The 25311-nt window shown below is 44.7% G+C and carries 21 protein-coding genes and 1 tRNA gene; 11 read left to right on the top strand and 11 right to left on the bottom strand.

Features of this window, described 5'->3' with window-relative positions; genetic code table 11:
- The first annotated feature begins 661 nt into the window (after positions 1 to 661).
- The 4 genes from BJP34_RS20985 to BJP34_RS20970 all read left to right on the top strand — a co-directional run bounded on the left by BJP34_RS20985 (position 662) and on the right by BJP34_RS20970 (position 9230).
- Complete coding sequence (locus BJP34_RS20985) at positions 662 to 2020, top strand: chloride channel protein (RefSeq protein WP_070394021.1); 1359 nt, start codon at positions 662 to 664, stop codon at positions 2018 to 2020.
- A gap of 202 nt (positions 2021 to 2222) precedes the next feature.
- A complete protein-coding gene (nrtS, locus tag BJP34_RS20980) occupies positions 2223 to 2429 on the top strand; it encodes a nitrate/nitrite transporter NrtS (RefSeq protein WP_070396797.1) in 207 nt (68 codons plus the stop codon).
- A 30-nt stretch (positions 2430 to 2459) separates the two neighbouring features.
- Complete coding sequence (locus BJP34_RS20975) at positions 2460 to 3269, top strand: aminotransferase class IV (protein WP_070394020.1); 810 nt, start codon at positions 2460 to 2462, stop codon at positions 3267 to 3269.
- A gap of 720 nt (positions 3270 to 3989) precedes the next feature.
- Positions 3990 to 9230 carry a PAS domain S-box protein gene (locus BJP34_RS20970; protein ID WP_229423952.1) on the top strand — a complete coding sequence of 1747 codons (5241 nt, stop codon included), beginning with the start codon at positions 3990 to 3992 and terminating at the stop codon, positions 9228 to 9230.
- 213 nt (positions 9231 to 9443) lie between these two features.
- On the opposite strand, the gene ftsE is transcribed toward BJP34_RS20970, so the two are convergent.
- The 7 genes from ftsE to BJP34_RS40475 all read right to left on the bottom strand — a co-directional run bounded on the left by ftsE (position 9444) and on the right by BJP34_RS40475 (position 16688).
- A complete protein-coding gene (ftsE, locus tag BJP34_RS20965; protein WP_229423951.1) occupies positions 9444 to 10082 on the bottom strand; it encodes a cell division ATP-binding protein FtsE in 639 nt (212 codons plus the stop codon).
- A gap of 322 nt (positions 10083 to 10404) precedes the next feature.
- Positions 10405 to 11184: a WecB/TagA/CpsF family glycosyltransferase gene (locus tag BJP34_RS20960; RefSeq protein WP_070394018.1), complete on the bottom strand. Its 780-nt coding sequence runs from the start codon at positions 11182 to 11184 to the stop codon at positions 10405 to 10407.
- A gap of 830 nt (positions 11185 to 12014) precedes the next feature.
- Positions 12015 to 13169 (bottom strand): pyridoxal-phosphate-dependent aminotransferase family protein, encoded by a 1155-nt coding sequence (locus tag BJP34_RS20955; RefSeq protein ID WP_070394017.1) that lies wholly within the window; start codon positions 13167 to 13169, stop codon positions 12015 to 12017.
- Between the two features lie 385 nt (positions 13170 to 13554).
- Positions 13555 to 13839 (bottom strand): DUF5340 domain-containing protein, encoded by a 285-nt coding sequence (locus tag BJP34_RS20950; protein WP_070394016.1) that lies wholly within the window; start codon positions 13837 to 13839, stop codon positions 13555 to 13557.
- A 66-nt stretch (positions 13840 to 13905) separates the two neighbouring features.
- Complete coding sequence (gene trpC, locus BJP34_RS20945) at positions 13906 to 14796, bottom strand: indole-3-glycerol phosphate synthase TrpC (RefSeq protein WP_324611091.1); 891 nt, start codon at positions 14794 to 14796, stop codon at positions 13906 to 13908.
- 105 nt (positions 14797 to 14901) lie between these two features.
- Positions 14902 to 16332: a dihydrolipoyl dehydrogenase gene (gene lpdA, locus BJP34_RS20940; RefSeq protein WP_070394014.1), complete on the bottom strand. Its 1431-nt coding sequence runs from the start codon at positions 16330 to 16332 to the stop codon at positions 14902 to 14904.
- Positions 16333 to 16448: 116 nt separating this feature from the next.
- Complete coding sequence (locus BJP34_RS40475; protein WP_149031095.1) at positions 16449 to 16688, bottom strand: hypothetical protein; 240 nt, start codon at positions 16686 to 16688, stop codon at positions 16449 to 16451.
- A 483-nt stretch (positions 16689 to 17171) separates the two neighbouring features.
- Between BJP34_RS40475 and BJP34_RS20935 the strand changes: the two genes are divergently transcribed.
- Complete coding sequence (locus tag BJP34_RS20935) at positions 17172 to 17708, top strand: jacalin-like lectin (RefSeq protein ID WP_070394013.1); 537 nt, start codon at positions 17172 to 17174, stop codon at positions 17706 to 17708.
- A 432-nt stretch (positions 17709 to 18140) separates the two neighbouring features.
- Here BJP34_RS20935 and BJP34_RS20930 read toward each other — a convergent pair whose 3' ends face one another.
- The gene (locus BJP34_RS20930) at positions 18141 to 18920 is read right to left on the bottom strand and encodes a TrmH family RNA methyltransferase (RefSeq protein WP_070396795.1); all 780 of its coding nucleotides are present in this window, start codon (positions 18918 to 18920) and stop codon (positions 18141 to 18143) included.
- A 17-nt stretch (positions 18921 to 18937) separates the two neighbouring features.
- Positions 18938 to 19021: transfer RNA gene (locus tag BJP34_RS20925), tRNA-Leu, on the bottom strand.
- A 321-nt stretch (positions 19022 to 19342) separates the two neighbouring features.
- Here BJP34_RS20925 and murA point away from each other — a divergent pair.
- Positions 19343 to 20740, top strand: coding sequence for a UDP-N-acetylglucosamine 1-carboxyvinyltransferase (murA, locus tag BJP34_RS20920; protein WP_070394012.1), 1398 nt, complete (start codon positions 19343 to 19345; stop codon positions 20738 to 20740).
- A 75-nt stretch (positions 20741 to 20815) separates the two neighbouring features.
- Here murA and BJP34_RS20915 read toward each other — a convergent pair whose 3' ends face one another.
- Together BJP34_RS20915 and psb28 are read right to left on the bottom strand one after the other, a co-directional pair.
- Positions 20816 to 21730 carry a TIGR01777 family oxidoreductase gene (locus BJP34_RS20915; protein ID WP_070394011.1) on the bottom strand — a complete coding sequence of 305 codons (915 nt, stop codon included), beginning with the start codon at positions 21728 to 21730 and terminating at the stop codon, positions 20816 to 20818.
- A gap of 102 nt (positions 21731 to 21832) precedes the next feature.
- Positions 21833 to 22219 (bottom strand): photosystem II reaction center protein Psb28, encoded by a 387-nt coding sequence (psb28, locus tag BJP34_RS20910; protein WP_070394010.1) that lies wholly within the window; start codon positions 22217 to 22219, stop codon positions 21833 to 21835.
- A 671-nt stretch (positions 22220 to 22890) separates the two neighbouring features.
- On the opposite strand from psb28, the gene BJP34_RS20900 reads away from it, so the two are divergent.
- From BJP34_RS20900 to BJP34_RS43930, 5 genes are all read left to right on the top strand, one after another.
- On the top strand, positions 22891 to 23496 hold the full coding sequence (locus BJP34_RS20900; RefSeq protein ID WP_070394008.1) for a hypothetical protein: 606 nt from the start codon (positions 22891 to 22893) through the stop codon (positions 23494 to 23496).
- Positions 23497 to 23888: 392 nt separating this feature from the next.
- The gene (locus BJP34_RS43935; protein WP_158517353.1) at positions 23889 to 24053 is read left to right on the top strand and encodes a hypothetical protein; all 165 of its coding nucleotides are present in this window, start codon (positions 23889 to 23891) and stop codon (positions 24051 to 24053) included.
- 24 nt (positions 24054 to 24077) lie between these two features.
- The gene (locus tag BJP34_RS20890) at positions 24078 to 24635 is read left to right on the top strand and encodes a Uma2 family endonuclease (protein WP_070394006.1); all 558 of its coding nucleotides are present in this window, start codon (positions 24078 to 24080) and stop codon (positions 24633 to 24635) included.
- A gap of 233 nt (positions 24636 to 24868) precedes the next feature.
- Positions 24869 to 25105, top strand: coding sequence for a hypothetical protein (locus BJP34_RS20885; protein ID WP_070394005.1), 237 nt, complete (start codon positions 24869 to 24871; stop codon positions 25103 to 25105).
- Entirely contained in the window at positions 25093 to 25236 is a 144-nt protein-coding gene (locus BJP34_RS43930) for a hypothetical protein (protein WP_158517352.1), read from the top strand. Before BJP34_RS20885 ends, BJP34_RS43930 begins: the two co-directional genes overlap by 13 nt.
- The last annotated feature ends 75 nt before the right edge of the window (positions 25237 to 25311 follow it).

The following is a 25311-nucleotide window of genomic DNA, read 5'->3' as shown; positions in this document are numbered from 1 at the left end:
TAGCTGAATGCTTACAGCTAAAAGCTTATGCCAGTGCTTTGCAGCTAGACCAATGATTTGAAGCGAGCAGTTCTGGACTAGCTGCTGCATCTGGCTTACCAATTAGAGGACTTGCACTCGGAGGGTTTGTTGTAGTCTGTAGCAACACCCGCGACTCAGGCAAACTCTTGTCAGGCTTACCTCAAGCAATATTAGGTATTTAACCATCAGACTAGACGAGGGCAAAATTCCCCTAACCGATTACCCCTTATTTATTTAGGGTTTCCATAGTTAATGATAACTCAGTTTTCAACGTTATGAAAACTACTTTATGCGAAAATTCGTTTTAATTAATGCAAAATCAACATCAAACTAATTTTGATGTGAAAACAGGGCAAACCCATGTAAATTCTAGAAGCCTTACTCAGACAAAAAGGCAAAAATAATAAGCAAAATTACTGAGAATATGAGTCGTTTATGAGTCTTGTCTAAAATTAATATGAGTCGTTTATGAGTCTTATATCGAGTAAGCATTTCAAAATAAGATGGGAAGACTGCTGAATGTAAAAATAAATTTATTTTTATGTACTCTATACATAGTGACTCTATCTATTTATGTTATTTTTGTTCATGATCAAAAAAATAACCAATTTTCCTAAAAGACAACTGGGTCATGAGAACAATGACATCAGAGACGGCTGAAGTATTATCAGTAAATCAAAGGACTAATCAGACGGAAAAATCAGATCGGGACAATACACCAGTCAAGCTAGCCTATATCCAACTAATCCTTTGCGCTACAGGGATTGGCATTGCTGGCGGATTAGTAGCAACTAGTTACTATTTTGTCCTAGAACAGTGTTTGCATTTTGTTTGGCATTGGTTTCCTGAATTTCTAGAACCCTATTTCCCGACTTGGCTACCCTCTTGGAATTATGTGTGGATTGCCACTACCATTGGTGGGTTTTTCGTGGGCTTATCCCTCTACTTCTTGGGGTTACCCGGTGAAATGGCCTTGGTGATTGAAAAAGTTCACGATCCAGGCAGGATGGAGCCTCGTCAAACTCCTGGCATGATTGTCACCTCTCTAATTTCCATCACCGCTGGCGGCAGTGCTGGGCCAGAAGCACCATTGGTACAGATTAATGGTAGCTTAGGTAGCTGGCTAGGAGTAAAGCTTAAACTAGCAATCAGCCATATCCGGATATTGACCTTCTGCGGGATGAGTGCTGCTCTTGGTGCCTTTTTTGGTGCGCCGATCGGGGGGGCATTGTTTGCCCTAGAAATTCCCCACCGCCGGAGTCTGGAATACTATGAAGCCATTGTACCAGCCATTGTCGCGTCAATTTTTAGCTTCTCTGTTTTCCGCTTTGGTACTGGCTTAGATGTGGGAGGAATTTACCGCTTTAACCTTTTTGATACGTTACCTACTCTGTCCTGGCTAAATTTAATTGAGGGTGCATTCCTCGGGGTTGCTGGTGGATTAGCTGCTATCGTGTTTATCTATATCTTTCGCTTTACCAAGTCTTGGATTAAATCGATTGAACATCGGCACATTTTGCTAGCTACACTAGGCGGATTATCGATCGGGTTGATTGCTGTATTCTTTCCCCAAACCCTATTTTTTAGTGAGGAGCAAATTGAAACAGTGATTGAACAAGGTCCCACTTTGGGGGTAACCATGTTACTGGGGATTGCCTTGGCAAAAATGTTTGCGATCAGTTTTACCCTCCACGGTGGGTTTAGAGGCGGATTTATCTTTCCTCTATTTTTCATCGGTGCTAATCTGGGTTTAGCTATTTCCATCGCCTTACCCGGAATTCACCCCACCATTGCTATGCTTTGCCTGATGGCAGCGGTGAATGTGGCGGTCACCAAAACACCGGTCAGTAGCACGGTTATTCTTAGCGTTCTGTCTGATACCTCGATTCTTCCAATTATTGCTATTGCTAGCTTTGCCAGTTTCTTGTTAACTACTAATATTTCTTTGCTGAAAACTCAGCGATCGCGTAGTGAGGAGGGTCTCCCAGTAAGGGCTTAAGAAGACTTCACTCTGACTTAGTCAAGGATTGAGTCAGTCAACAGAATCCGTTTTTTTGTTGAGATGTTAGCTAATTTTGTAATTAGGAGTCAACCGCCAACCTTCATCAGTTATGTAAAATTAGATGGTTAACAGCTTCCTAGATAGCTACAGCGTGAAACCTCTAAAAGAGTTCTGTCTAAGTGTTGTTGATCGCGAATTGATGCCAACTGCACTGAGGGTGGCTTTGGTGGTTGGCTCAGTTCTGTTTGTGATCAATCATGGTTCTGCTATCCTACAAGGGCAGATGAATCGAGAGCGATGGATTTCAGGGGGTTTAACCTATATAGTTCCCTACTTGGTCAACATTCATGGTCAGTACACCATCCGTTCTCTGGCATTGGGCTCGAAGAGGAAAAGCAGACTCTAATCGCAATTCTGGTTAATCACGATAAGAGCGATGTCAAAACCTTGCTTCTGGTACAATGCCCAGCTAATTGAGGGTAACTCCCTGAGCGTGACTATTGATGAGCCAGGATTTATCTATGGCGCTACAGTTTTTACCACCTTACGAGTTTACCATCAGTCATTAGATCACCCACTAACCCATTGGACTAATCATTGCCATCGCCTCCAATTGAGTTTACAAGCATTTGGTTGGCAACAGCCGGATTGGGAGCAATTGCGCCAAGGAGCACAATCACTGATCACCCTTTACCCAGTGCTGAGAATTACCCTATTCCCCGATGGACGAGAATTGATTATGGGTCGTCCTCTGCCAGCCAATTTAGCCCAGTGGCAAGAACAGGGTATCACTGCTTGGGTAGCCGAGTCCCCCTCCGTAAAATTTCATCGCTGCTTACCTACTCACAAGACCGGGAATTACCTATCTCCATGGCTGGCGAAGCAAATGGCGCAAAATATGGGAGCACTCGAAGGGATTCTGGTAGATAATCACGGGAATTGGCTGGAAACTAGCACAGGTAACTTATGGGGATGGGGAGATGGTCAGTGGTGGACACCACCAGTGGAAGCTGGAATTTTACCAGGTGTGATGCGATCGCATTTAATTGAGTGGCTGACTTGCCAAAATCAGAGAGTTTGTGAGGAACCTTGGTCACCCGAGTTGGTAAGACAGTTGGATGCGATCGCATACACTAACTGCGTGGTGGAGGTTGTTCCCATTCACCGGGTGATTCAAGGAAATTCTGAACGAGTTTATGACCCACTACACCCAGTTTTCCAAGACTTACGTCAGGTTAACTATTAACTTTTAAGTATTAACTATTAACTGTTAATTGACTAAAAACTTCCTACTCTGTTTATTGCTCAGGGGTTCCATAATACTAAGTTGCGGTCAAAGGTACAACTTTCTCTTCTCCCTATTTCCCTATTTCCCTATCTCCCTATTTCCCTATTTCCCTATTTCCCTATCTCCCTATCCAAGCAATCTACTCTCTTTGAATGCAACTCGGTATTACATTAGCTGACAGCTCGATGCTGTTGGCTTAGCGTGCGTGTAGCGCATTAGCTGACTGCTTACCTTTAGTCTAAGCTTGAGAGGTTCAAAGAGGTGCGACCCTTGATGGCGAACGCGCCCCGCGTGACCTACGGTCAAGGGATTGCTCGCCATCACGGAAAGCGCACCTAAGTAGTTGTTTTTACGGTACACACCCAATTATTTTTATCAAAAATTTAATTAGGTATGGATAAATCTACTTATCTTTCCCTCTGTTGATAATTATTTGGTAGCTAAAAAAATCTATGCAATTACAATTCCCAAGTTTTAAATTTGGTGCTTTCTGATTCAACTAATAGATTAGATTCGGTAAATTTCAGGATATAGCTATACTAAAAATCCGTATTTATACGGTAAATTAATTCATCAAAATTGTGTAAAGTCAAGACATCTATTCAGAATTACAAGACAATTTTCGCGTCTAAATATATCAACAAGACCCCTAGAGGGTCTGGGAGATAAGATCTCGGTATGCCCTACTCAATGGTTTTTGTCTGGCTCAATTTTCTCATAGAAACTGTCCCAATTAGCGATACAGATAGAGCAATGAGTGGTATCTATGACCTACAGTTAGTTGTTCTATCGATTGCTATCGCCTCGATTGTGACCTATACGGTGCTGATTATAGCTGGACAAGTAAAAACCTCACAAAAGACTAACCGTAAAGGTTGGCTGATTGGTGGGGCAATGATCATGGGAATTGGGATCTGGTCAATACACTTTTTGGGAATGCTAGCATTCCGGTTCCCCACCCCTATCACTTATGATACGCCAATGGTACTGCTTTCTTACTGGGTAGCAGTGCTAATCTCTGGTGCCGTACTCTATAGTGTCAGGCGCATCACCAACTTCAGACAGTTAATGGTGGGCAGTGTGGTAATGGGATTAGCGATCGCATCCATACCCTACCTGCTGATCGCTGCCATGAGAATACCAGGGCTGATTCACTACAACCTCTTTTTTGTTGCCCTATCCGTTGTTATAGCCAGCTTGACATCGTTTTTCATCTTGTGGCTATCCTTTGATGTGGGGGTAGGAACCGGAAAAATCCTTCATGGGTGGAAGGTTTGCTGGGCAGTGATCCTGGGATTAGCCATTACCTCTGTACACTATACAACCATGATGGCAGCCAAGTTCCCCGTTACTCCATCATTAGACACTGGGTTTTCTCCGACATTAAATACTTCGGTAGTAACAAGCACCATAGGGATAACTAACCTAATCATCTTCAGCCTCACCTTACTTGCCTCAAATTACGAGCAGAAAACGAGTAAAGCACTGCAAGCTCTTAGACAAGAAGCATTGCAAGAAAGCGAAAGGCTATTCCGGACAGTGATTCGAGAAATGCAGGTAGGGGTGTTGCTATTCGAGGCAAAAACCGAATTCATGCTCTTTAATCAGGCGGCTCTGGATATACTGGGCTTCACCGAAAGTGAATTGTTGGATAAAAGTCCTTTTGGTTCAGATTGGACTATCATTCACGAAGACACCACTCCATTCCCCACTGAAAGTCGTCCTATCCAACAGGCAATTAGCACCCGTAAACTGGTAAGAAATGTGGTTATGGGTGTCCACAATCAAGCGACTAAAGATTGGGTATGGTTACTAGTGAATGCCGATCCCCAGGTGGGGGTGGATGGGTTAGTAGAGCAAGTCATTTGTACCTTTAGTGATATCACCAATCGTAAGCGAGCCGAGGAAGCACTGCAGCAAGCTGAAGCGAATTACCGCAGCATCTTTGAGAATTCAGTAGAGGGCATTTATCAGATTACACCCGATGGGCGCTTTATTAGTGCCAATCCAGCCTTAGCACGGATCTATGGCTATTCTTCCCCAGAAGAACTAGTAGAGTCGATTACGAACGTTTCAAAACAAATTTATGTGGACACTGAGGGTCGTAACGAGTTTACTGACAGAATCGCGGAAAATGGCGCTGTATCATCCATTGAGGCTCAGGCTTATCGCAAAGATGGTAGTGTAATCTCGATTTTGGAAAATGTGCGCCCTGTCCGAGACACTAATGGAAATTTGCTCTACTACGAAGGCTCTGTGGAAGACATTACCGAACGCAAGCGAGTTGAATTGGCCTTGCTGGAGAGAGAGGAGCAGTATCGGTCAGTGGTGGAAAATGTGCAAGAGGTGATTTTCCAAACCGATGGGGTTGGGGTGTTGACTTTTCTCAATCCAACTTGGACAGAAATGACGGGCTTTTCTATAGCAGATAGCATTGGTACTAACTTTATTGATTATCTCCATGTTGATGACCGTCAAACTAACATAGAACTGTTTGAATCCCTAATTACCCACAAACAGGAGTATTATCAGCAGGAACTAAGGTATCTTACCAAAGATGGTGGCTCGGGCTGGCTGGAGATTCATGCGCAATTAACCCTAGATCCTGACAGTACTATCACAGGTACCTCTGGTACTATCCGAGATATTACAAATCGTAAATTAAGCGAGTCACATCTGAAAGAAAGTGAGAAACAACTGCGTCAAGTTATTGATTTAGTGCCTCATTTCATTTACGCCAAGAACCGAGATGGAGAGTTTCTTCTAGCTAACAAAGCAGTTGCGGAAGCTTATGGTACGACAGTAGATGAGTTACTATACCATCGGGATGAAGATTTTGCTCAGTCTTTCCTAAAATCATTCCAGTTTACAGAGGCGGATTTGCAGGTATTGGATAGTGGAGAACCGACACACCTTCGAGAAGAGACGATTATCTATCCTGATGGAGAAAAGCGTATAATCCAAACTACCAAAATTCCCTTCTCCTTAGCAATTTCCCACATGCCAGCGGTATTAAGCGTATCGATTGATATATCTGAGCGCAAGCAAGCTGAGGAGGCATTACACCAGCAACTGACTCGTGTGATGCTACTGAAACAGGTGACCCAAGAAATCCGCCAAAGTTTAAACACTAAACAAATTTTTCAGACCACTGCCACACAAATTGGTCAAGTTTTTCAGGTCAACCGTTGCACCATTCATACCTATGTTTCTCAACCCTATCCTCGCATTCCTACAGTGGCTGAGTATTTAGAAAAGGGTTATCTATCTATACTGGATTTAGAAATTCCGATTCTGGGGAATCCTCATTTAGAGCAGTTGTTAGTCCAAGACCGAGCCATCAGTTCCCCTAATGTTTACGAAGACCCCCTTCTGAAAGCGATGATCCCAATATGTCGGCAGATTGGAGTCAAATCCATGTTGGTAATTCGTACTTCCTATCAGGGGGAACCGAATGGTGTGATTGGAATACATCAGTGTGATGAATTTCGTCAGTGGAGTCTGGATGAAATTGAGTTACTCGAAGCCGTCGCTGACCAAGTAGGGATTGCTATTGCTCAGGCTCACCTGCTTGAGCAAGAAACCCGCCAACGAGAGCAATTGACTGAGAAAAATTTCGCCCTAGAGCAAGCTAGAAGAACTGCCGAAGCGGCCACTCAGGCAAAAAGCGAATTTCTGGCAACCATGAGCCATGAAATCCGGACTCCTATGAATGCCGTGATTGGCATGACGGGTTTGCTACTGGATACAGACCTAACGCCCCAGCAACGAAACTTTGTGGAAACGATCCGCAATAGTGGGGATAGTTTACTCACCATCATTAATGATATTTTGGATTTTTCCAAAATTGAGTCTGGAAAGCTGGAGTTAGAAGAACAACCGTTTAATCTGATCACTTGCATTGAGGAATCCTTAGACTTGTTGGCAGCAAAAGCAGCTGAGAAAAAATTGGAGTTAGCCTATCTATTCCATCCCAACACTCCACCCATGATTGTGGGAGATGTGACTCGGCTGCGCCAAATTCTAGTTAATTTGTTGGGGAATGCGATTAAATTCACCGATATCGGGGAAGTATTACTTTCTGTAACCGCCCGAGAAGTGAGCACAGGGGAATGGGTTGATGGCAAAGAAAAAGAACAAACCAATACTGCTAACTACTCCTACCCGTTGGCGTCTGGTCCTGACTACGGAAAACACTACTCTTTGAGTTTCCCTACTTTACCCAATGGAAAGGACTACACTCTACAAGGAGGATTTGACCAGACGGGGTATATCAACGGGGTCAGGGGAGCTAACGGAATACAGAACAACACGAGAGACAACACGAGAGTATTTTCACCGCCTCACCCCCAGATTTCCTCCCGCAACCCTAACACCACCAGATTTTGTCCTGCTTCCACCCAATCTTTAATCTACGAAATCCAATTTGTGGTCAAGGATACTGGCATCGGCATTCCTGAGGATCGGATCGACCGCCTGTTCCAGTCTTTTTCTCAGGTGGATTCCTCCACATCTCGCCAATATGGAGGCACAGGTCTTGGTTTGGCCATTTGTCAACGGCTCACCACCATGATGGGTGGCAAGATTTGGGTAGAGAGTCAAGTTGGTCAAGGGTCTAAATTTTATTTCACTGTATTGGCTAAACAGCCTGATCCGCTCGAGGAACCTAACCTGCCAGTATCTCAGCCATTGTTAGAAGGAAAGCGGCTGCTGATTGTGGATGATAGTGCGACCAACCGCACGATTATCTCCGAGCAAGCCAAGTCTTGGGGTATGTTTACCCAGACAGCAGCATCAGGTAGAGAAGCTCTCGATTGGCTCAGTCAGGGGGATAAATTTGACATTGCCATTCTGGATGGGTTGATGCCTGAGATGGATGGTTTTACCCTAGCAACCAAAATCCGCCAGCAGTCTGAGAGTCAAGGATTGCCCTTGGTAATGCTCAGCTCAATGAGTCAATCAGATACAAAGCATCATCAGAGTCAACTAGATATTGCAGCTGTCTTAAACAAGCCTATTAAGCAATCTCAGCTTCACGATGTTTTGACCCAGGTGATGAGCGGACAGCCGATCAAGATTAAGCGAACACCTGCTCAACACCTAAAACTTGACACCGAAATGGCGCAAAAGCATCCTTTGCGGATTTTGTTGGCTGAAGATAATATCGTTAACCAGCAGTTAGCCCTGCAATTGTTGAAACGGATGGGGTACCGGGCTGATGTCGCGGGTAATGGATTAGAAGTACTCCAAGCTCTGAGTCGTCAGCCCTATGACCTGGTTTTGATGGATGTCCAAATGCCGGAAATGGATGGCTTAACTGCGACGCAAAGCATTTGTGAACAATGGCCAGCTCATTCACGCCCCTGGATTATTGCCATGACTGCTAATGCCATGGAAGGGGATCGAGAAATGTGCCTGAGTGCAGGAATGGATGATTACATTAGCAAGCCGATCCAGGTGCCAGAGTTAGTTCGTGCCTTGAGTGAATGTCCGCACCATCGTGAACCTTCCAACCCAGTACTAGCTGATCCAGCTGTTGACTTTTCGGTTTTACAATCCTTGATCGACAGTATCGGAGAAGGGGGGGCGGAATGTTTGGTTAGTTTGATTGAAATTTACTTAAAAGATACTCCGAGGTTAGTAAAAAACATGGCTCAAGCAATTATTGAAGAAGATCCAAAAGCCATGGAAATTGCGGCTCACACATTAAAGTCTAGTAGCGCTACCCTAGGGGGGATAAATCTCTCCAAACTGTGTCAGGACTTGGAAAGTCTGGGGAGGTCGAAAACCATCACTGGAGCAGCGGAAATTTTTCCGCAGCTTGAGTCTGAATACCAACAAGTCAGAGTAGAACTGACCGAGAGTGCTAAGAAAATTCAACAACAATGCTTGAGCCCAGTGCTCACCCATAATGTATGATTTTAATGTATGATTTTGGTAGGGTTAGGGCAACCAGCAAACAAATCCTAATCGTAAACTATAGCAATTCTCAGCAAATTGTGAGGAACATTCCTTAGTTTTTGAAGGCAAAAGGCAAAAGGCAAAAGGCAATAATAAACAAAAAGTTTTTTTGAAAGAGAATCAGTTTAAAAAAATACTGTAAATAATAAGGGCGATCAACGCTATTGGCTTCTAAAAAGGCGAATACAAACGACCTTCTCGCAGCTGTACTACTGGCTGATTGGAGATTCTGACTAAGTTTTCATCATGAGTTGTGACAATAACTGTAGTGCCTAGGTGATTGAGTTTCCTGAGAATGTTTAATACCTGCCAGGAATTGTCGGGATCGAGGTTACCTGTTGGCTCATCAGCTAATATCAAGGGCGGTGTACTAACAATGGCACGACCTAGGCTTACCCGTTGTTGTTCTCCTCCTGAAAGTTGCTCTGGAAAACAGTTGGCTTTGTCTTGCAAACCCACTAATTTAAGGGTTGGTGTTAGGCGTCGCTTAATTTCTTTGCGAGTGAAACTCTGTGCCCACAGCACAAAAGCGATATTCTCTGAAACAGTGCGCTTGGGAATTAGTTTGTAGTCCTGAAAAACAATCCCCAGGCGACGGCGTAGGAATGACAAGCGATCGCCTCGTAATTGCCCAACATTGAATTGATCGACAAATACTTTCCCTTGGGTGGGACGCTGTTCACCATAGAGTAATTTTAGCAATGTGGATTTACCAGCACCAGAAGGCCCTGTGATAAATAAAAAGTCCCCTGACTTGACTTCTAGATTGACGTTAAACAAACCTCGGTTGTTGGGATAGGTTGTTGTCACTCCTTGTAATTGGATTATCGCTTTCTGGGTCATTAGAAATTAGGGAAAGAGAGGGAAGTGTGGGGAGATGGGGAGATGGGGAGATGGGGAGATGGGGAGTCAGATGAGGGACTGGTATTCCACGGGGCTTAGAAGGTGCTCCCGGAAGCCTTAGCCAACAGCCGCTCCCCAACGAGCGATTGCCCTTTGGCCAATCGCATCAAGACAATACTAAACAATTTGCGATCGCGTAGCGTGGCCGTAGGCCAATCGCATCAAGACAATACGAAACAATACTAATGCTGCGAATTAATGCTGCAAGGTCTATCGATGAGGGATTAGGTTATGCCATTCTTTGACCTAAGGCTTTGAGAGCAAACTGAGGCAGAACCATCATTCTTTGACCTAAGGCTTTGAGAGCAAACTGAGGCAAAACCATCATTCGCCGCCAACGGTGGGGTTCTTGATACAACCGATATAACCATTCAAGATTATTGTTCCGGAACCAGGCTGGCGCACGGGTTTTAGCCCCTGACCAGATATCAAAGCTACCACCAACACCAATCCAAATGGATTGGGGACACAGGTGGCGATTCTGGGCAATCCAAAATTCTTGACGTGGTACACCTAAGCCGACTAATATGATTTTGGGCTGCTGTTGTTTTAAGGTCAGCTTTAATTCTTCCTCTGCTTCTGCACTGAGGTAGCCATCACTAATTCCAGCGATCGCTAGATTTGGAACTCTCTTCTGCCAAACCCTAGCTGTTTTTTGGACTACATGAGGGGCTGCCCCATAGAAGAACACTGGGCAAGATTCTCCGTATTGTCCAGCCTTGACCAGTAAAGACTGAGCTAGTTCAATTCCTGGACAGCGCTGCTTTTTTTTACCGTGAAGTCGTAAGTAAAATATAATACCTGCCCCATCAGGAATCACCAGTTCTGCCTGCTTGATAACGGCAGCTAGCTCAGGGTTGCGCTCTCCCTGGATTGCCATTTCGGCATTTAGAGTTACTACATGACTACCTAGACCTTTGGTGAGACGATCGTCTAAGAATTGACTGTAGTTGTCTAAAAGGTGAACGGGTAACCCCAAGACAGGAAATTGTTCAGCTGTTTCAAACATTGGCTTTTGCATACCCTCACGAAGAAAGACGGGAGTAGGACACGCCCCGCGTCTAATGACCGGTTCGGAAAAACGACACTTTCGCGCAGCGTCTCCAAAGGAGAAACGGTTTTAACCGCCTAATGTTATACTTAATTTCAGACCAAAACAAGGCACAAGACACTCTCAAAACAGAGAAACGGCTATTGCCGGTCTAGTATCGGCGCGAGATACGCAAACAAATAAGGGGTCGTCCGGGAATTGTCTCGGTTGTAGAAGCAAAGGTGTTTTATCCTTTGAGTAAGCCGACCTTGAGGTTCAAGCCTTAACCCTTACCATCAATTCAAATCGATTGTGGGCGCGTTAAGTGAAGCTTAGGGCTACTGAAAACCACTGCTCTGAGTCGGGTGCTTTTGCCCCCGTGCTTCAGCCAGGGGTAAGCTTACATCACCCATGTATTTTATTTTACCGAAGACCAGTTAAACCCTTCGGCTCTTCCTAACTTGTTATGGGAGCATGGAATTTAACTTATGGTGAAAGGTTTACTGGGCATTGCTTTGAGAGTTAAAAATCTTTTGCTCAAGTCAAATCCTTTCCCAGTAAGGGGATAACAGATTTGGGCGGTTATTTAGGATCATCTGTTATGGCAGAGCCAAAACTTCTTTAAGTGACTTCTGAGGATTTGGCACTGATTAGGAAAACTATGTCATTGGGTATGTGATTGGGTTGGAATTGAGAATTGGGATTTGATGGTGGTGTTGAATAAAAATTAAAAACACTATAAGAAGTTGACGGTTGACCATCTACCGCAGAACACAGTCAACCGTCAACCGTCAACCATAAACTGTTTATCAGCTCTTGGCAAAGACACTAGCAGCAGCTGCAATACCTGCTCCTGGTGTCATGGATTGGTGTCCCAATTCCTGAAGGGTGGCTTCGAGAGCACCAATGACAGCAAGAATATCTTGCTCACTTACAAAACCTAAGTGACCAATGCGGAATATTTTTCCTTTATAGTGGTCTTGTCCCCCAGCTAGAGCAATGTTATAGCGTTTTTTCATCACAGAACGAATTTGTTCGGACTCTACTGATGTGGGAATAACTGCAGTGGCGGCTGGGCTAGCATACTCATCAGAACCAAACAAAGGTAATGATAGGGCTTTGACAGCGGCGCGGGTTGCTTGCATCAGAAGCTGGTGACGGGAAAATATTGATTCTAACCCTTCTCTTTGCATCATGCGCAGTGCAGCCTGTAGGGCAATGACTAGGTTCACTGGCGGGGTAAAGGGATTGCTGTTTTTAGCTGTAGATTTCTTGTAAGTCCCCAAATCTAGGTAAAACTTTGGCAGGGTAGCCGTTTTGTAGGCTTCCCAAGCTTTAGGACTAACACTGACAAATCCTAGTCCTGGGGGAATCATGTATCCCTTCTGGGAACCAGAGCCTACTACATCCAGACCCCACTCATCAATGGGAACATTGACTGCTCCAAGGCTGGTAACGGCATCAACAATAATTAGGGCTTCACCGTGGTCTTTGACGTAACGATTTATGGTTTCTAAGTCGTTGAGAACGCCAGTAGAGGTTTCAGAGTGGGTGACGATTACGGCTTTGATTTGCTTTTCGGTATCAGCTTCTAGCTTTTCACGAAACTGCTCGGTATCTAGGGGCTTACCCCACTCAGCGGTAATAGTGTCCACTTCCAGACCAAAAGCAGTACTGATTTTTCCCCAACGGTCGCCAAATTTACCATTAGAACCAACTAAAACGCGATCGCCTGCACTGAGGAAGTTAATAATGCCAGCTTCCATGACTCCGGTACCGCTAGCGGTTACAGTCAAGACATCATTTTTGGTCTGGTGTAGCCATTTGAGGTTTTCATTCACCTCTGCCATGATTTCACTAAATTCGGGACTACGGTGTCCGATCGGGTGTTTGGCCATGGCCAGTAATACTTGTTCTGGTACTGGCGTCGGGCCAGGAATCATTAGTTTGAGCTTGTCTTCCATCTTTAGTTAGTCTTGGTATCTAGGGTTGTTGTAATCTGATGATTGGTTAGTTACTCTGAACTGACCGATTAAGTCTTGGGTCTTACCGGACAAAACCGGAAATTCAAGGTTAATTTAGGGGTTAATTTGGCGTTTCACCACCGGAGCATGGCAGAGGTTATCCCCACCCATGCTTACACGACCAACCCAGCCGCGCTAGATTTAAACTTGCCTTCAAGTCTTTGTATATTGACACCCTGCAGTTAGGAGCATGTGTTATTGATGCCGACAGTGGGAGTAACGCTCCTCAGGAGTAGGTAACAATCTCAAAATATATTGGCTCAAATGAGATACTCTGACTAAATTTCTTAGTTTTTTTTTATGAAGTTGACAATTTCTTGACAATTTAATGGGGGAGTCTTCCTGCTGAATCCGGTAAACCATTTTTTGAGTTATGGGCATCCAACTTGACGCTGTTGAGAGACCAGCGATACTCCATTGGCAAGTTGGCTCGCTGACAGCTTTGTTCTAATTGCTTCTGCTGAACTAGGGCTTTACGCAGAGTACTGATCAATTGATGAACCTGCTCTCGCAATTGGGGGTTTTGACTGGTAGCAAATGCTGTTTGGCGCTCTAGCAGTTGGAGCAGCAGTTCGTAGTGAATATAAGATGGAAGGGGAATTGGATCCATGAAATTTCCTGTACCTCGGTGAGTCGGAGTTTGCCATCACAATGGACTATTTTTTTGGGGTATAGGTCACTGATGGCTAAACAAGCTGGCAATAGCAACTGCTGGGTCTGGCTGTTTTACCAATGACTCACCAATGAGGACGGCTGTGGCTCCGGCAGATGCTACCTGATCAAGGTGAGCGTTGGTATGAAGCCCTGATTCACTGACTACCAGAATGCCACGTTCGAGTAGTTGGTTAGCCCTTGCTGCTAGTAATTGACAGGTTGTTTGTAAATCGACGGAAAAATCTTCCAAGTTACGATTGTTTATACCTACTAGGGTAACGCCATCGAGAGATAATACTCGATCTAATTCAGATTGGGTATGGACTTCGATCAAGGGGGTGATCGACAGAGTCTTAGCAATTTTGATAAAGTATTGCAGGTCTTGATCGGAAAGGATGGCTGCAATCAGTAAAACTGCATCTGCTCCGTGACTACGAGCCATGTACATTTGGTAGGGATAAATGATGAACTCCTTACACAGCAAAGGCACGTCTACAGCAGCACGCACTTTTGCCAGGTTTTCCCAACTACCCTCAAAGAATTTTTGATCGGTCAGCACTGAGATCGCACTAGCACCACCCTGGCTGTATGACTGAGCAATGGCTACTGGGTCAAAATCTTCTCGAATAACCCCTTTGCTAGGAGATGCTTTTTTGATTTCTGCAATCAGGGCAGGGCTAGTCTTTCCTGATTTTAGGGCTGCTAGAAAGTCTCGGGGGGGTGGTGATGTTTGTATTCGCTTGCGCAACTCCACTAGGGGCAGACTTTCCCGCATCTGGTCAATTTCTTTCTCTTTGTGCCAGACAATTTCTTCGAGAATATGGTGGGGTTTATCGTCTGGTAGTGCAACTTGATAGTGCAGGCTTTTGATTTTAACTGCTGGATTAGGTGGGCGTCGGCGAATTTGCATCAGTAGTTTTATATAGTGCGTGTTTTGCGTCAGTCCCTCAGTGCGTCAGTTTCTCAGTGCGTCAGTTTTAAAATCCTTTGTTAATTAGCAATTAACAAAGGATTCTGACTAATGAGTTACAGCTCGTTTGTACGCTTCGTCGAGTACTTCTGACAGAGTGGGGTGAGCATGGACTAAGTAAGCGAGGGAGTTGACGGATTGTCTGTTTGCGATCGCATTTGAGGCTTCGTGAATTAAGTCGGAGGCGTGGATACCTAGGATGTGGACTCCTAGGACTTCCCCGGTATCTTTACGGTAGATCACTTTCGCTACCCCATCTGCTTCTCCTTCTGCGATCGCTTTAGAATTCCCCTTAAAGTATGATCTTACAACGGATACTTCAAAGCCTTCTTCGGAGGCCAATTTTTTGGCTTGTGGTTCGCTTAGGCCGACGTAGCTGATTTCTGGATGGGTAAAGGCGGCTGCGGGTATGCTGCGGTAGTCTACGGTGCGCTGACGTCCACAGATATTCTCTACTGCGACAATACCTTGAGCGGATGCGGCATGGGCTAACATCATTTTCCCAGTGGCATCACCAATTGCCCAAAGATGGGGCACGGGTTCCCCTGCTGAAAGTACTGCCATGGTGTCATCTACGGGAATAAAACCGCGCCGGTCTGTTTCCACTCCTACGGCATCTAGTCCTAGGTCTTTGGTGGCGGGAATCCGACCTGTAGCGACCAGGCAAGCATCGACTTCGAGTACATCGACTACTTCCTTGGTTTTGGTATCTGCTAGTTCAATTACTACCGGGGAACCGGGAGTTACTTTCATCGCTAGCACCCCAGTGTGGGTTTCAATGTCCCGAGGTTTGATCAGGATTCGTGTGGCTAGTTTGGCAATATCAGGGTCAAAGGTTGGCATCAGGTCGTCTAGGGCTTCGATCATGGTGATTTCAGACCCTAGTGCTGTGTAGACATCAGCAAACTCTAGACCAATGTAACCACTGCCCACGATTGCTACCCAATCTGGAAGCCATTCTAGTTTGATGGCATCATCGCTGGTAAATACGGTTTTGCCATCAATCTCAATTCCTGGGGGTACAAAGGGAATTGAACCAGCGGATATCATAATATCTTTGCCAGTGATAGTTGTTTCACCATTTTCTGTAACAACGGTTACTTTTTGAGAAGCAGCTACTTTACCCCAGCCTTTGATAATATCCACACCCAAGCGTTTTAGGCTGTTGGTCAGGTCACCACGAATCTTACTGACTAGATTGCTGGCATGATTTGCGATCGCATTTCGGTCAAACTCAACCCCTGCTACTGTAATCCCAAGGGCATTGAGGTGATGAGCGTCCTGTAGCTCTCGCACTCTACCTGATGCGGCTAATAGCGCTTTAGAAGGGATGCAGCCCCGGTTGACACAAGTTCCACCCATGTCACCGGCTTCAATAATAGCGGTTTTCAGACCACAGCTAACTGCGTGTAAGGCAGCACCATGACCCCCTACACCAGCACCGATAATCACTAAATCGTAATCAAACTCTTGACTCACATCTATCTCCTAGTCTAGATTGGGTATACTTTGTTTGTCTTTATTATTTTCAACTTGACCAATCCAGGATTGCAAGTGCCCAAGTATTAAGATTGGGAGGGTGAAGTATGAAGTATCTAAAGATAGCAAAGGGAATCGGGAACAGGGAATCGGGAATCGGGAACAGGGAATCGGGAATCGGGAACAGGGAATCGAGAACACGGAACCGGAACACGGAACACGGAACACGGAACACGGAACACGGAAACACGGAACACGGAACACGGACAGGAACACGGAACACGGAACACGGAACACGGAACACGGAACACGGAAACGGAACACGGACACGAACGGAAAAATCCTGTGTACCTCATTAGGCTAGAAACCGCTATAGAAAAAATTTTAGTTAGCTCCAATCCCTTAATTGTTATTAGTTACAGGTCATAACTATAGATTTTTTTAAACTTACTTAAGTTAGATGGGTTGCATGTCACTTATGCAGAGCATTTGTACTCAAGCTATCGCCCCTTCATGGCTTTTAGCTTGCTTATATATAGCATTTGTATTTGAGATTTCAAGCTGTATGGTCTTTTTTTATTGAACCATAAAACCCCGAATCTGTTTCCCCTCTTGCCTCTTGCCTCTTGCCTCTTGCCTTCCCCTCCTGGGAGGGGTTAGGGGTGGGTTCCTCTTGCCTCTTACCATTGAAATACTGAGCATATATTGAACCATCACCTGTCAAAAATAATATTTTTTTTATAACTATAAAATTTCCTTAAATAATTCAAGATTTTGGCTAGCATACCGGCTAGATTCGGGTGGGTTACAAATCCTTGAAAAAATTGAGGTTTTAAGTAATGTTTAAGCGATTTTTTAAGTTTATTGGACTATTGGCTGCAGTAGTCTTGCTGAGCACAACTCTAGGGGTTTCTCCTGCCCAAGCCCAAGTTATTGAAGGCCCGGTAGGACGGACAACCACTGAATTTTATAATTTCCCTGAGGCCAGCACATTAGGTCCAATCACTGAAATCACGGTTCATCATGGGTGGATTATTGATGGCTTCAAGGTAAGTTATGCCAATGGAAAATCATTTCAGAATGGAGGTACTGGCGGCGGAGAGACCACCATCAATTTTACTGAAGATGATCCATTGGTAGAAGTAGATGGTTACGTTGCCGACTATTCATATGCTGGCAACAAACCCTTAATTGCCCAATTAACATTTAAGACTCTTAAGGGCAAGACTTATGGTCCGTTTGGTACTATGCAATCAACCTCAAACCGAAAGCCATTCACCTTGAAAGCTGCCCAACCCACCATTCAATCATTCTTCGGCAGCGCCAGTGGCTATCTCACTTCTTTGGGAGTCTATATCGACACCGGGTGTGAATAAACTGGGGATAGTTATCATCCGTATTCCTATCTTGTTGGGTAACCGGGGATAGTTGTTAATAAACCCTACTTTATTGTTTTTTTGATAAGGCAATTATTTATATAGTGTTTTTGGAATTCCAAGAACACTATTTTTTATAGAAATCAGAAAATTAGATGTCTTTAAAGTAAGGTGGTTTGACTACGCTGGTTGAGTTTTGTGTAAGCTATCAGCTATCAGCGTGTCGCGTATCAGCTTTTGAATAACACAGGTAAGCATCGGTTTAATCTGAGTTACAGCTTTTGAATAAAACAGGTAAACATTGGTTTAATCTGAGTTACCTCACAGCAGGGTCGAAGCTTGTGCCACAAAGCTGACCACTGACTGCTGACGGCTGACTGCTTAAAGTTTTGTCAGTCAACCAGCCTACCTCACACTTGACACTAAAGACTTTCAAAAACGCTGCCGTTTAGCTTCGTACAACATCAAGGCAGCAGCAATCGCTACGTTTAAGGATTCTACTCCTGGCATCAGGGGAATCTTAACTTGCTGATCTGCGGTTTTTACCAACTCTTCCTTTAGTCCAGCTGCTTCATTGCCCAGGAGTATTAAGCTAGGACAGCGCCAATCTATTTCCCAGTAACTGACCTTAGCATCTGGTACTGTGGCCACTACTTGTATCCCTTGAGCTTGAGCTTGAGCTACAAGGGTGGGCAAATCGGGGGTAACTGCCATGGGAAGACGGAACCACTGACCGACTGAGGCTCGCAATACTTTAGGATTATCTAGCTCTACACTATCGGAACTTAGCCACAATCCTTCTGCACCAGCGGCTACCGCAGTTCTAATGATTGTTCCAAGATTTCCTGGGTCTTGTATGGTTTCTAGGGCTAGCCCTAAGGAGAGGGAATTGAGGGGTTTCGGGGAAAGGGGAAGACGGGTTGCTGTGGCTACTACTCCATCTGGCTCAACTGTAGTAGCGATCGCTTTTAGTACAGATTGACTTACTACTTCCACTCTTTGAGACCGAACCGAAGCATCTTGGGATAGTTGTGGATGAGCTTCAAGCCATTCTGGTGTATAGCAGAGGGTGACTAGGGGATAATCTACGGCACAGGCTTCTGCCAACAGGTGGGTTCCCTCCAACAGAAATAGGTCTTGCTGCCGACGCCCTTTGACTCTGTGCAGCTTGCGAATTTCCTTGACTAGGGGATTCTTAGTGCTTGACAGCATACAAGTTTGGCTAATTATGCGGAACCCGGGACTTGAACCCGGAAGTCCTTGCGAACACTAGAACCTGAATCTAGCGCGTCTACCAATTCCGCCAGTTCCGCTTTTGTTGGCGTTATAGCAATCGTTGGTGATTCCGATGGTGGTCAGTTCTGATTCAGAACTGTCACGGTTGAGGATTCAACAAAGGAATTGCTAGTGGGCGTGCTCTATTAGCTCACCGGTTTTTTAGTATACAGCATTTACTGCTATTGTGGACAAGTTTCTTGTCGATAGCCGCAACGCCTGGAAATTTCCCGGTTTACATTGCCAACTACTGAGTATAGTGGAAAACCTTACATTCGATCAAGATACTTGGAAAACTAGACATTTATAAAGTTTCAGGTAAAATCAAAACCAAATTTAACATTTCGCCAGAAATTACAATGATTTTGGAGGATAGACCCATCAATCACTCTCAAAGCCCGATAAATCCACAATCTCTGTCCCAGGAAAACGAATCGGTTCTCAAGATTTGGGGTAGAGCGTCTCTCCACGGACAGGTAAAAATTAGTGGAGCTAAAAATTCTGCCTTGGCAATTATGGCAGGGGCTTTACTGTGTTCTCAAGATTGCCGACTGCGTAATGTCCCGTCCCTAGTAGATATCGAGCGGATGAGCCAGATTCTTGCTGCTGTGGGAGTCAAGCTCAAACGCAATGGTGACATCTTAGATCTAGATGTCAGCCATATCGGACAATCAAAAGCTCCCTATGAGTTGGTTAGCCAGCTGCGAGCTAGCTTTTTTATCCTCGGTCCGATGCTAGCCCGATTGGGAGTGGCACGGATACCACTGCCTGGTGGCTGTGCCATTGGTGCTAGACCTGTAGACCTCCATGTCAGGGGTCTACAAGCTATGGGGGCTCAGGTTCATATTGAGCATGGCATTGTCAATGCTTATGTGAAAGGCACAGGTAACAACAAGCTAAAGGGGGCGAAAATCTACCTGGATTACCCCAGTGTCGGCGCAACAGAAACTCTGCTGATGGCAGCGACTCTGGCAGAAGGGGAAACCACCCTTGAAAATGCGGCTCAAGAGCCAGAAGTGGTGGATTTGGCGAATTTCTGCCGAGCGATGGGAGCTCAAATTAGTGGTGCTGGTACTAAAACTATTAGTATCTCTGGGGTTTCTAGTTTACATTCGGTGGATTACCCGATTATTCCTGACCGGATTGAGGCTGGGACTTTCTTGGTAGCTGGGGCAATTACTCACTCTGAACTGAGCCTTTACCCAGTAATACCGGAACATTTAACTGCTGTGATTGCTAAGCTACGGGCAATTGGTAGTGAGGTGATGGTGGACGAACCCAATCGCTTACGAATTATTCCTAATAAACTAAGGGCAACGGATATTGAAACTTTGCCTTATCCTGGATTTCCTACGGATATGCAAGCCCAGTTTACGGCGTTGCTGGCTCTGAGTGAAGGAAACTGTGTGGTGAGCGAAACGGTTTTTGAAAATCGGCTGCGTCATGTTGCTGAATTGAATCGCATGGGGGCGGATATCCGGGTTAAAGGGAATAATGCGATTATCAGAGGTGTGCCAATGTTGTCGGGAGCACCAGTAGTGGGTACGGATTTACGAGCATCTGCTGCACTTGTGGTAGCTGGGTTAGCGGCAGAAGGAATAACTACGATTCAGGGACTCCGTCATTTAGACCGGGGTTATGACGATTTGGAGGGTAAACTCCGACAACTTGGTGCTAGAGTAGAACGGGTTCCGGCTCAGATAGAGGAAGAGGAACTTCCTCCGACTCCCACTAATGCTATGACTGCAACACCTTAGTAGTTATAGTCATGAGTCATTCAGAAATTGTTAATTGTTAATTGTTAATTGTTAATTGTGATCAATTTTCAATTTTCAGTTTTCAGTTTTCAAGATGTCTACTAGAGCTTGTTTTACTGTGGGATACTGATATTCCCATCCATAACTAGTGCTTCGTTTGGGTAGCACCTGTTGACCTTCCAAGACTACTGTGGCTCCTTCTCCCAGCAGGGCTTCTAGGGCAACACTGGGAACTGGTAGCCAGGAGGGACGATTGAGAACATCTCCAATGGCTTTACATAGTTCAGACATCAAGACAGGATTGGGGGCTGTGGCATTGAAAATTCCTTCCATGTCTGGTCTGGTTAGGCCAGCTATGATTAAGTTCACTAAGTCATCTCGGTGAATCCAAGAAAACCATTGGCGACCGCTACCGATTGGCCCTCCAGCAAACATTTGAAAGGGGGGTATCATTTTGGCTAAGGCACCGCCATTGCCCAAAACTATTCCGATGCGCAGAATCACTAGTCGCACATCAGCTTCTTTGACTTTCTGGGCTTCCCCTTCCCAGGCTTGACAAACCTCTGCCAGAAAGTCGTCTCCAGCAGGACTTGTTTCATCAAAGGTTACTGTTTCACTAGTGCCGTAGTAACCAATGGCAGAAGCGTTTACTAATACCGTGGGTTTAGGGTCAGCAAGAGCGATCGCTTCCACTATTTTTTGGGTCCCTAATTGGCGGCTATTGAGGATTTCCTGTTTACGGGCTGGTGTCCAGCGCTCCTCAGCAATGGGGGCTCCGGCTAAATTGACTACACCATCACAGCCTGCGATCGCATTTTGCCAATCCCCTGATTCGGTGGGAGTGTAGGTAATAGTTTCTAGATTAGGAAATTGCTTCCTAGCTTTAGCTGAGTCACGGGTTAGGATTAAGGGTTGATGTCCTTCTTCCTGTAGACGCTCCACTAAGCGCCTACCGACAAATCCTGTTGCTCCAGTAATTGCGACTTTCATAGGTCATCCTTGATACTTGATATCGTGTCTGATAGCACACTTATGGCTTAGGTTAACCTGGAACGGAACCCGAAGACGGGGGGAAAGGTTTAGGATGGGAAATTATCCTTCAGTAGATGGTTTGGTTTCACCGTAAGCCATGCCGTTGGCTTCAGCGTACCGATTCATGAAGCGCATGAAGCGTTCCCAGTGGTCGTCTTGATCAATTTCAACTTTACACTCCACTCCTGCTAGGTCATCTCCTTCTGGACCACCGAAGCGAAATTTTATTGAGGATGGAGTCATATTAATGACCCCTTCTTCGTCTGTTAAGACCATTGATTGAGAAAATCGGTTTCTATAACTGTTGAATTGTTCAATAGCCTTTAACTTTTCAAAGGTCATCAAGACGATGCGGGCTCCTGACCGTCGGTTTTTTCTGAGGCTGACGTCACTCAGCTGTTCATAAATACCGTCAAAGAATTGGATGGATGGTTTTGAGGAGTTCATTGGAAATCTAAAAATATGCTTAAATTTTAGTATATCGCCTTATGAGGGGTTGACAAAATTAGTTTTAAGGGAACAGGGAACAGGGAACAGGGAACAGGGAACAGGGAACAGGGAACAGGGAACAGGGAACAGGGAACAGGGAACAGGGAACAGGGAGTAGGGAACTAGATTAGATGGCTTTGTTCAGCCTACTTTAATTGGTATTTTTTGGATTTATAGCGTTTCTAGGACTCATGAGGTACACATTATTTTTTCCCTCTTCCCTCTTACCTTCCCCTCCTCGGAGGGGTTAGGGGTGGGTTCCTCTTCCCTCTTACATGCTCCCTGCTCCGTTCGCGTAGCGTGGCCTACGGCCTCAGTCCCTGCTCCGTTCGCGTAGCGTGGCCAACGGCCTCAGTCCCTGCTCCCTAAAAACCAGAAATTTGTACCTCACAAGTCGTAAAATTGCTATACTTCTTATGATTGACAACACTTTTGCTAAGCAATTATTTTGGATATTATTCCCAGTTACTTTAGGATGTTTAAGTATAAAATATAGGTATATTTTTTATAAAACTTTTATGAGCAATTTGGGTAATTTATCATTACATAAAAAAGTAGCTTGCTTTCTTTACTATTGCTATTAAGTCCCTACTCCGAATTTCCTCAAAACCAAGGAAGACTAACCACAAATGAACCGCCGCCGCATTCTTAAAACTGGACAACCTTACAGCTTTAGCCAATATTTTGATCTTCCCTTTACCCTAGAAGATATCTTGGCTGAATTTGACTGTACCCTTGTGCGATCGCATATCGATCTACCTCGTCAGCCTTTCACTGCTGCTATTGAACCCCTGCTGCACCAACTCCAGCGTAACCGCAAGCGCATCGAGCTCATCAACGAAACTGCCCGTCGCGAAGCCCTGATCGCACCAATTCTGTTTGAAGTAGTGGATCTAACTAATCACCGCATTTACATTGAATATTCTATTGCAGTTAGCGAACACCTGCGGGGAACCTTAGATTATTATATTGCTAACCATAACGTGATTGTGATAGAAGCCAAACAATCTGATCTGGTACGGGGCTTCACTCAACTGGCGGTGGAGTTGGTTGCCCTTGATCAGTGGCTCCAGTCTGACCAGAGAATTTTGTATGGGATTGTTACTACCGGAGAAGACTGGCGTTTCGGTACTTTTAATCGCCAAGAACGTTCTATACAACAAGACCCCAAGCGCTACCTTGTCCCAGAAGAGCTAACCGAGTTGCTGGAAATTTTAGTCGGGATTATGACTTGAAACGGTTAATTAATTATAGTGGTTTTTAATTAGGGAATCGGGAATCGGGAATCGGGAATCGGGAGTCGGGAATCGGGAAGAGAGCTTGTAGGGTGGGCAAAGAAAGTTGGGTTATTTTTGAGTCGTTTAGATTAGATTACTTTGCCCACCATAATTCAATTATTATTATTTACTCTTGGTATTCTTGTAGGGTGGGCAAAGAAAGTTGGGTTATTTTTGAGTCGTTTAGATTAGATTACTTTGCCCACCAGACTTCAATTGGTATTTGTTTTCGTTACTGAATTGAAGTATGAATGCGCGAGCGTCTGGTTTTGGTAAAGCCCCCTAAATCCCCCAAGCGAGCAATCCCTCGCTTGGGGGACTTTGAGAGTTTTATAGCGTTTCTCCCAATTATGAGGTACACAGGATTTTTTACCTCTTGCCTCTTGCCTCTTGCCTCTTGCCTCTTGCCTCTTGCCTCTTGCCTCTTGCCTCTTGCCTCTTGCCTCTTGCCTCTTCCCTACTCCCTACTCCCTACTCCCTACTCCCTACTCCCTATTACCTTTATTCTATACTAATAAAGTCACTCTCTTGAAACTGTCATGATTGCTGATAAAAGCCCCAATTACATTTCCAAAGAAGAGTATCTATCCTACGAAGAAGATAGTGCCATCAAACACGAGTATAGTGATGGAGAAGTCTATGCTATGGCTGGCGCGAGTGATGCTCATGTTACTATTGCCCTTAACCTGGCTTCAGCCTTAAGAAATCATGTCAGGGGCAGTGGCTGTCGGGTTTATATGGCAGATATGAAAACTTATGTCGAAGCGACAAATAGTTATTATTATCCTGACGTTATGGTGACTTGCGATGCCAGAGACCGAGAATTGAGCAATTATAAAAAATATCCTTGTTTAATTGTAGAAGTTTTATCTCCCAAAACTGAAGCCTTTGACCGGGGTGATAAATTTTCGGACTATCAACAATTAGAGACCTTGGTGGAATATGTTTTAATTAGCCAAAATCGTAAACGCCTAGACTGCTTCCGCCGGAATTCCGAGGGAATTTGGACATTGCAATTTTATTATCCGGGCAGTGAGATTCATCTAGAAACTGTGGATTTTCGGACTAGTCTTGAGGCTTTGTATGAAGATGTGTAGCAATTATCATAGCTATGAGGTACACATTTTATTGATTTTAGGGAACAGGGAACAGGGAATAGGGAACAGAAAAGAGGTATGTTACGTTACAGAGTACAAGGGTAAGGGCGATTTTCCGAGTAATATCCTAGACATTAACGTTGATTGATGGATGTTGTGGTGGCATAAGCCAAAAACCAATAACTTTGTATAATAGATTTATAGAAAATAATTGGATAGTCTTCCTAAGACTTATGCGTGACCTAGAACAACTGACCAAATATATTAAAGAACTACCAGAAGAGGCTCAAAACATTATTGCCGATATCATTGAGGTGTTCAAAAAACAGTATGTAACGAAAACAGCGGCATCTCTTCATCCCATGGAATTAGACAATCAACCTTTTATTGGTATGTGGACTGATCGACAAGATACTCAAAATAGTAGCGAATGGGTGAGAAGAACTCGACAACAGCATTGGCAGGGCTAAAAACGAGATTATCGCTTTATATCAGAAATCAATCTATTGAAATATCCATAACCTTGATGGCAAACTCTCCCCGATTCCCGATTCCCGACTCCCGACTCCCGATTCCCGACTCCCTACTCCCTACTCCCTAATACCCAGAACTTTCTACCTCACCCCATTGATAAATATTGTAAAATTATAGTAGTTAACATACTCCACCACTACAA

It is taken from the genome of Moorena producens PAL-8-15-08-1 (assembly GCF_001767235.1).
GTDB classification, from domain to species: Bacteria; Cyanobacteriota; Cyanobacteriia; order Cyanobacteriales; family Coleofasciculaceae; genus Moorena; species Moorena producens_A.
This window is presented reverse-complemented; position numbering and strand designations above follow the sequence as displayed.

Coding starts and splice junctions, on each gene's coding strand:
- BJP34_RS20915 (WP_070394011.1), bottom strand. CDS start 21,730: ATGAAAGTCGCAATTACTGGAGCAACAGGATTTGTCGGTAGGCGCTTA.
- nrtS (WP_070396797.1), top strand. CDS start 2,223: ATGCCAACTGCACTGAGGGTGGCTTTGGTGGTTGGCTCAGTTCTGTTT.
- BJP34_RS20890 (WP_070394006.1), top strand. CDS start 24,078: ATGATTGCTGATAAAAGCCCCAATTACATTTCCAAAGAAGAGTATCTA.
- BJP34_RS40475 (WP_149031095.1), bottom strand. CDS start 16,688: ATGAGGTACACAGGATTTTTCCGTTCGTGTCCGTGTTCCGTTTCCGTG.
- BJP34_RS20975 (WP_070394020.1), top strand. CDS start 2,460: ATGTCAAAACCTTGCTTCTGGTACAATGCCCAGCTAATTGAGGGTAAC.
- murA (WP_070394012.1), top strand. CDS start 19,343: ATGATTTTGGAGGATAGACCCATCAATCACTCTCAAAGCCCGATAAAT.
- BJP34_RS20970 (WP_229423952.1), top strand. CDS start 3,990: ATGCCCTACTCAATGGTTTTTGTCTGGCTCAATTTTCTCATAGAAACT.
- BJP34_RS43935 (WP_158517353.1), top strand. CDS start 23,889: ATGAGGTACACAGGATTTTTTACCTCTTGCCTCTTGCCTCTTGCCTCT.
- BJP34_RS20900 (WP_070394008.1), top strand. CDS start 22,891: ATGAACCGCCGCCGCATTCTTAAAACTGGACAACCTTACAGCTTTAGC.
- BJP34_RS20985 (WP_070394021.1), top strand. CDS start 662: ATGACATCAGAGACGGCTGAAGTATTATCAGTAAATCAAAGGACTAAT.
- BJP34_RS20950 (WP_070394016.1), bottom strand. CDS start 13,839: ATGGATCCAATTCCCCTTCCATCTTATATTCACTACGAACTGCTGCTC.
- BJP34_RS20930 (WP_070396795.1), bottom strand. CDS start 18,920: ATGCTGTCAAGCACTAAGAATCCCCTAGTCAAGGAAATTCGCAAGCTG.
- BJP34_RS20935 (WP_070394013.1), top strand. CDS start 17,172: ATGTTTAAGCGATTTTTTAAGTTTATTGGACTATTGGCTGCAGTAGTC.
- BJP34_RS20960 (WP_070394018.1), bottom strand. CDS start 11,184: ATGTTTGAAACAGCTGAACAATTTCCTGTCTTGGGGTTACCCGTTCAC.
- BJP34_RS20955 (WP_070394017.1), bottom strand. CDS start 13,169: ATGGAAGACAAGCTCAAACTAATGATTCCTGGCCCGACGCCAGTACCA.
- BJP34_RS20885 (WP_070394005.1), top strand. CDS start 24,869: ATGCGTGACCTAGAACAACTGACCAAATATATTAAAGAACTACCAGAA.
- psb28 (WP_070394010.1), bottom strand. CDS start 22,219: ATGAACTCCTCAAAACCATCCATCCAATTCTTTGACGGTATTTATGAA.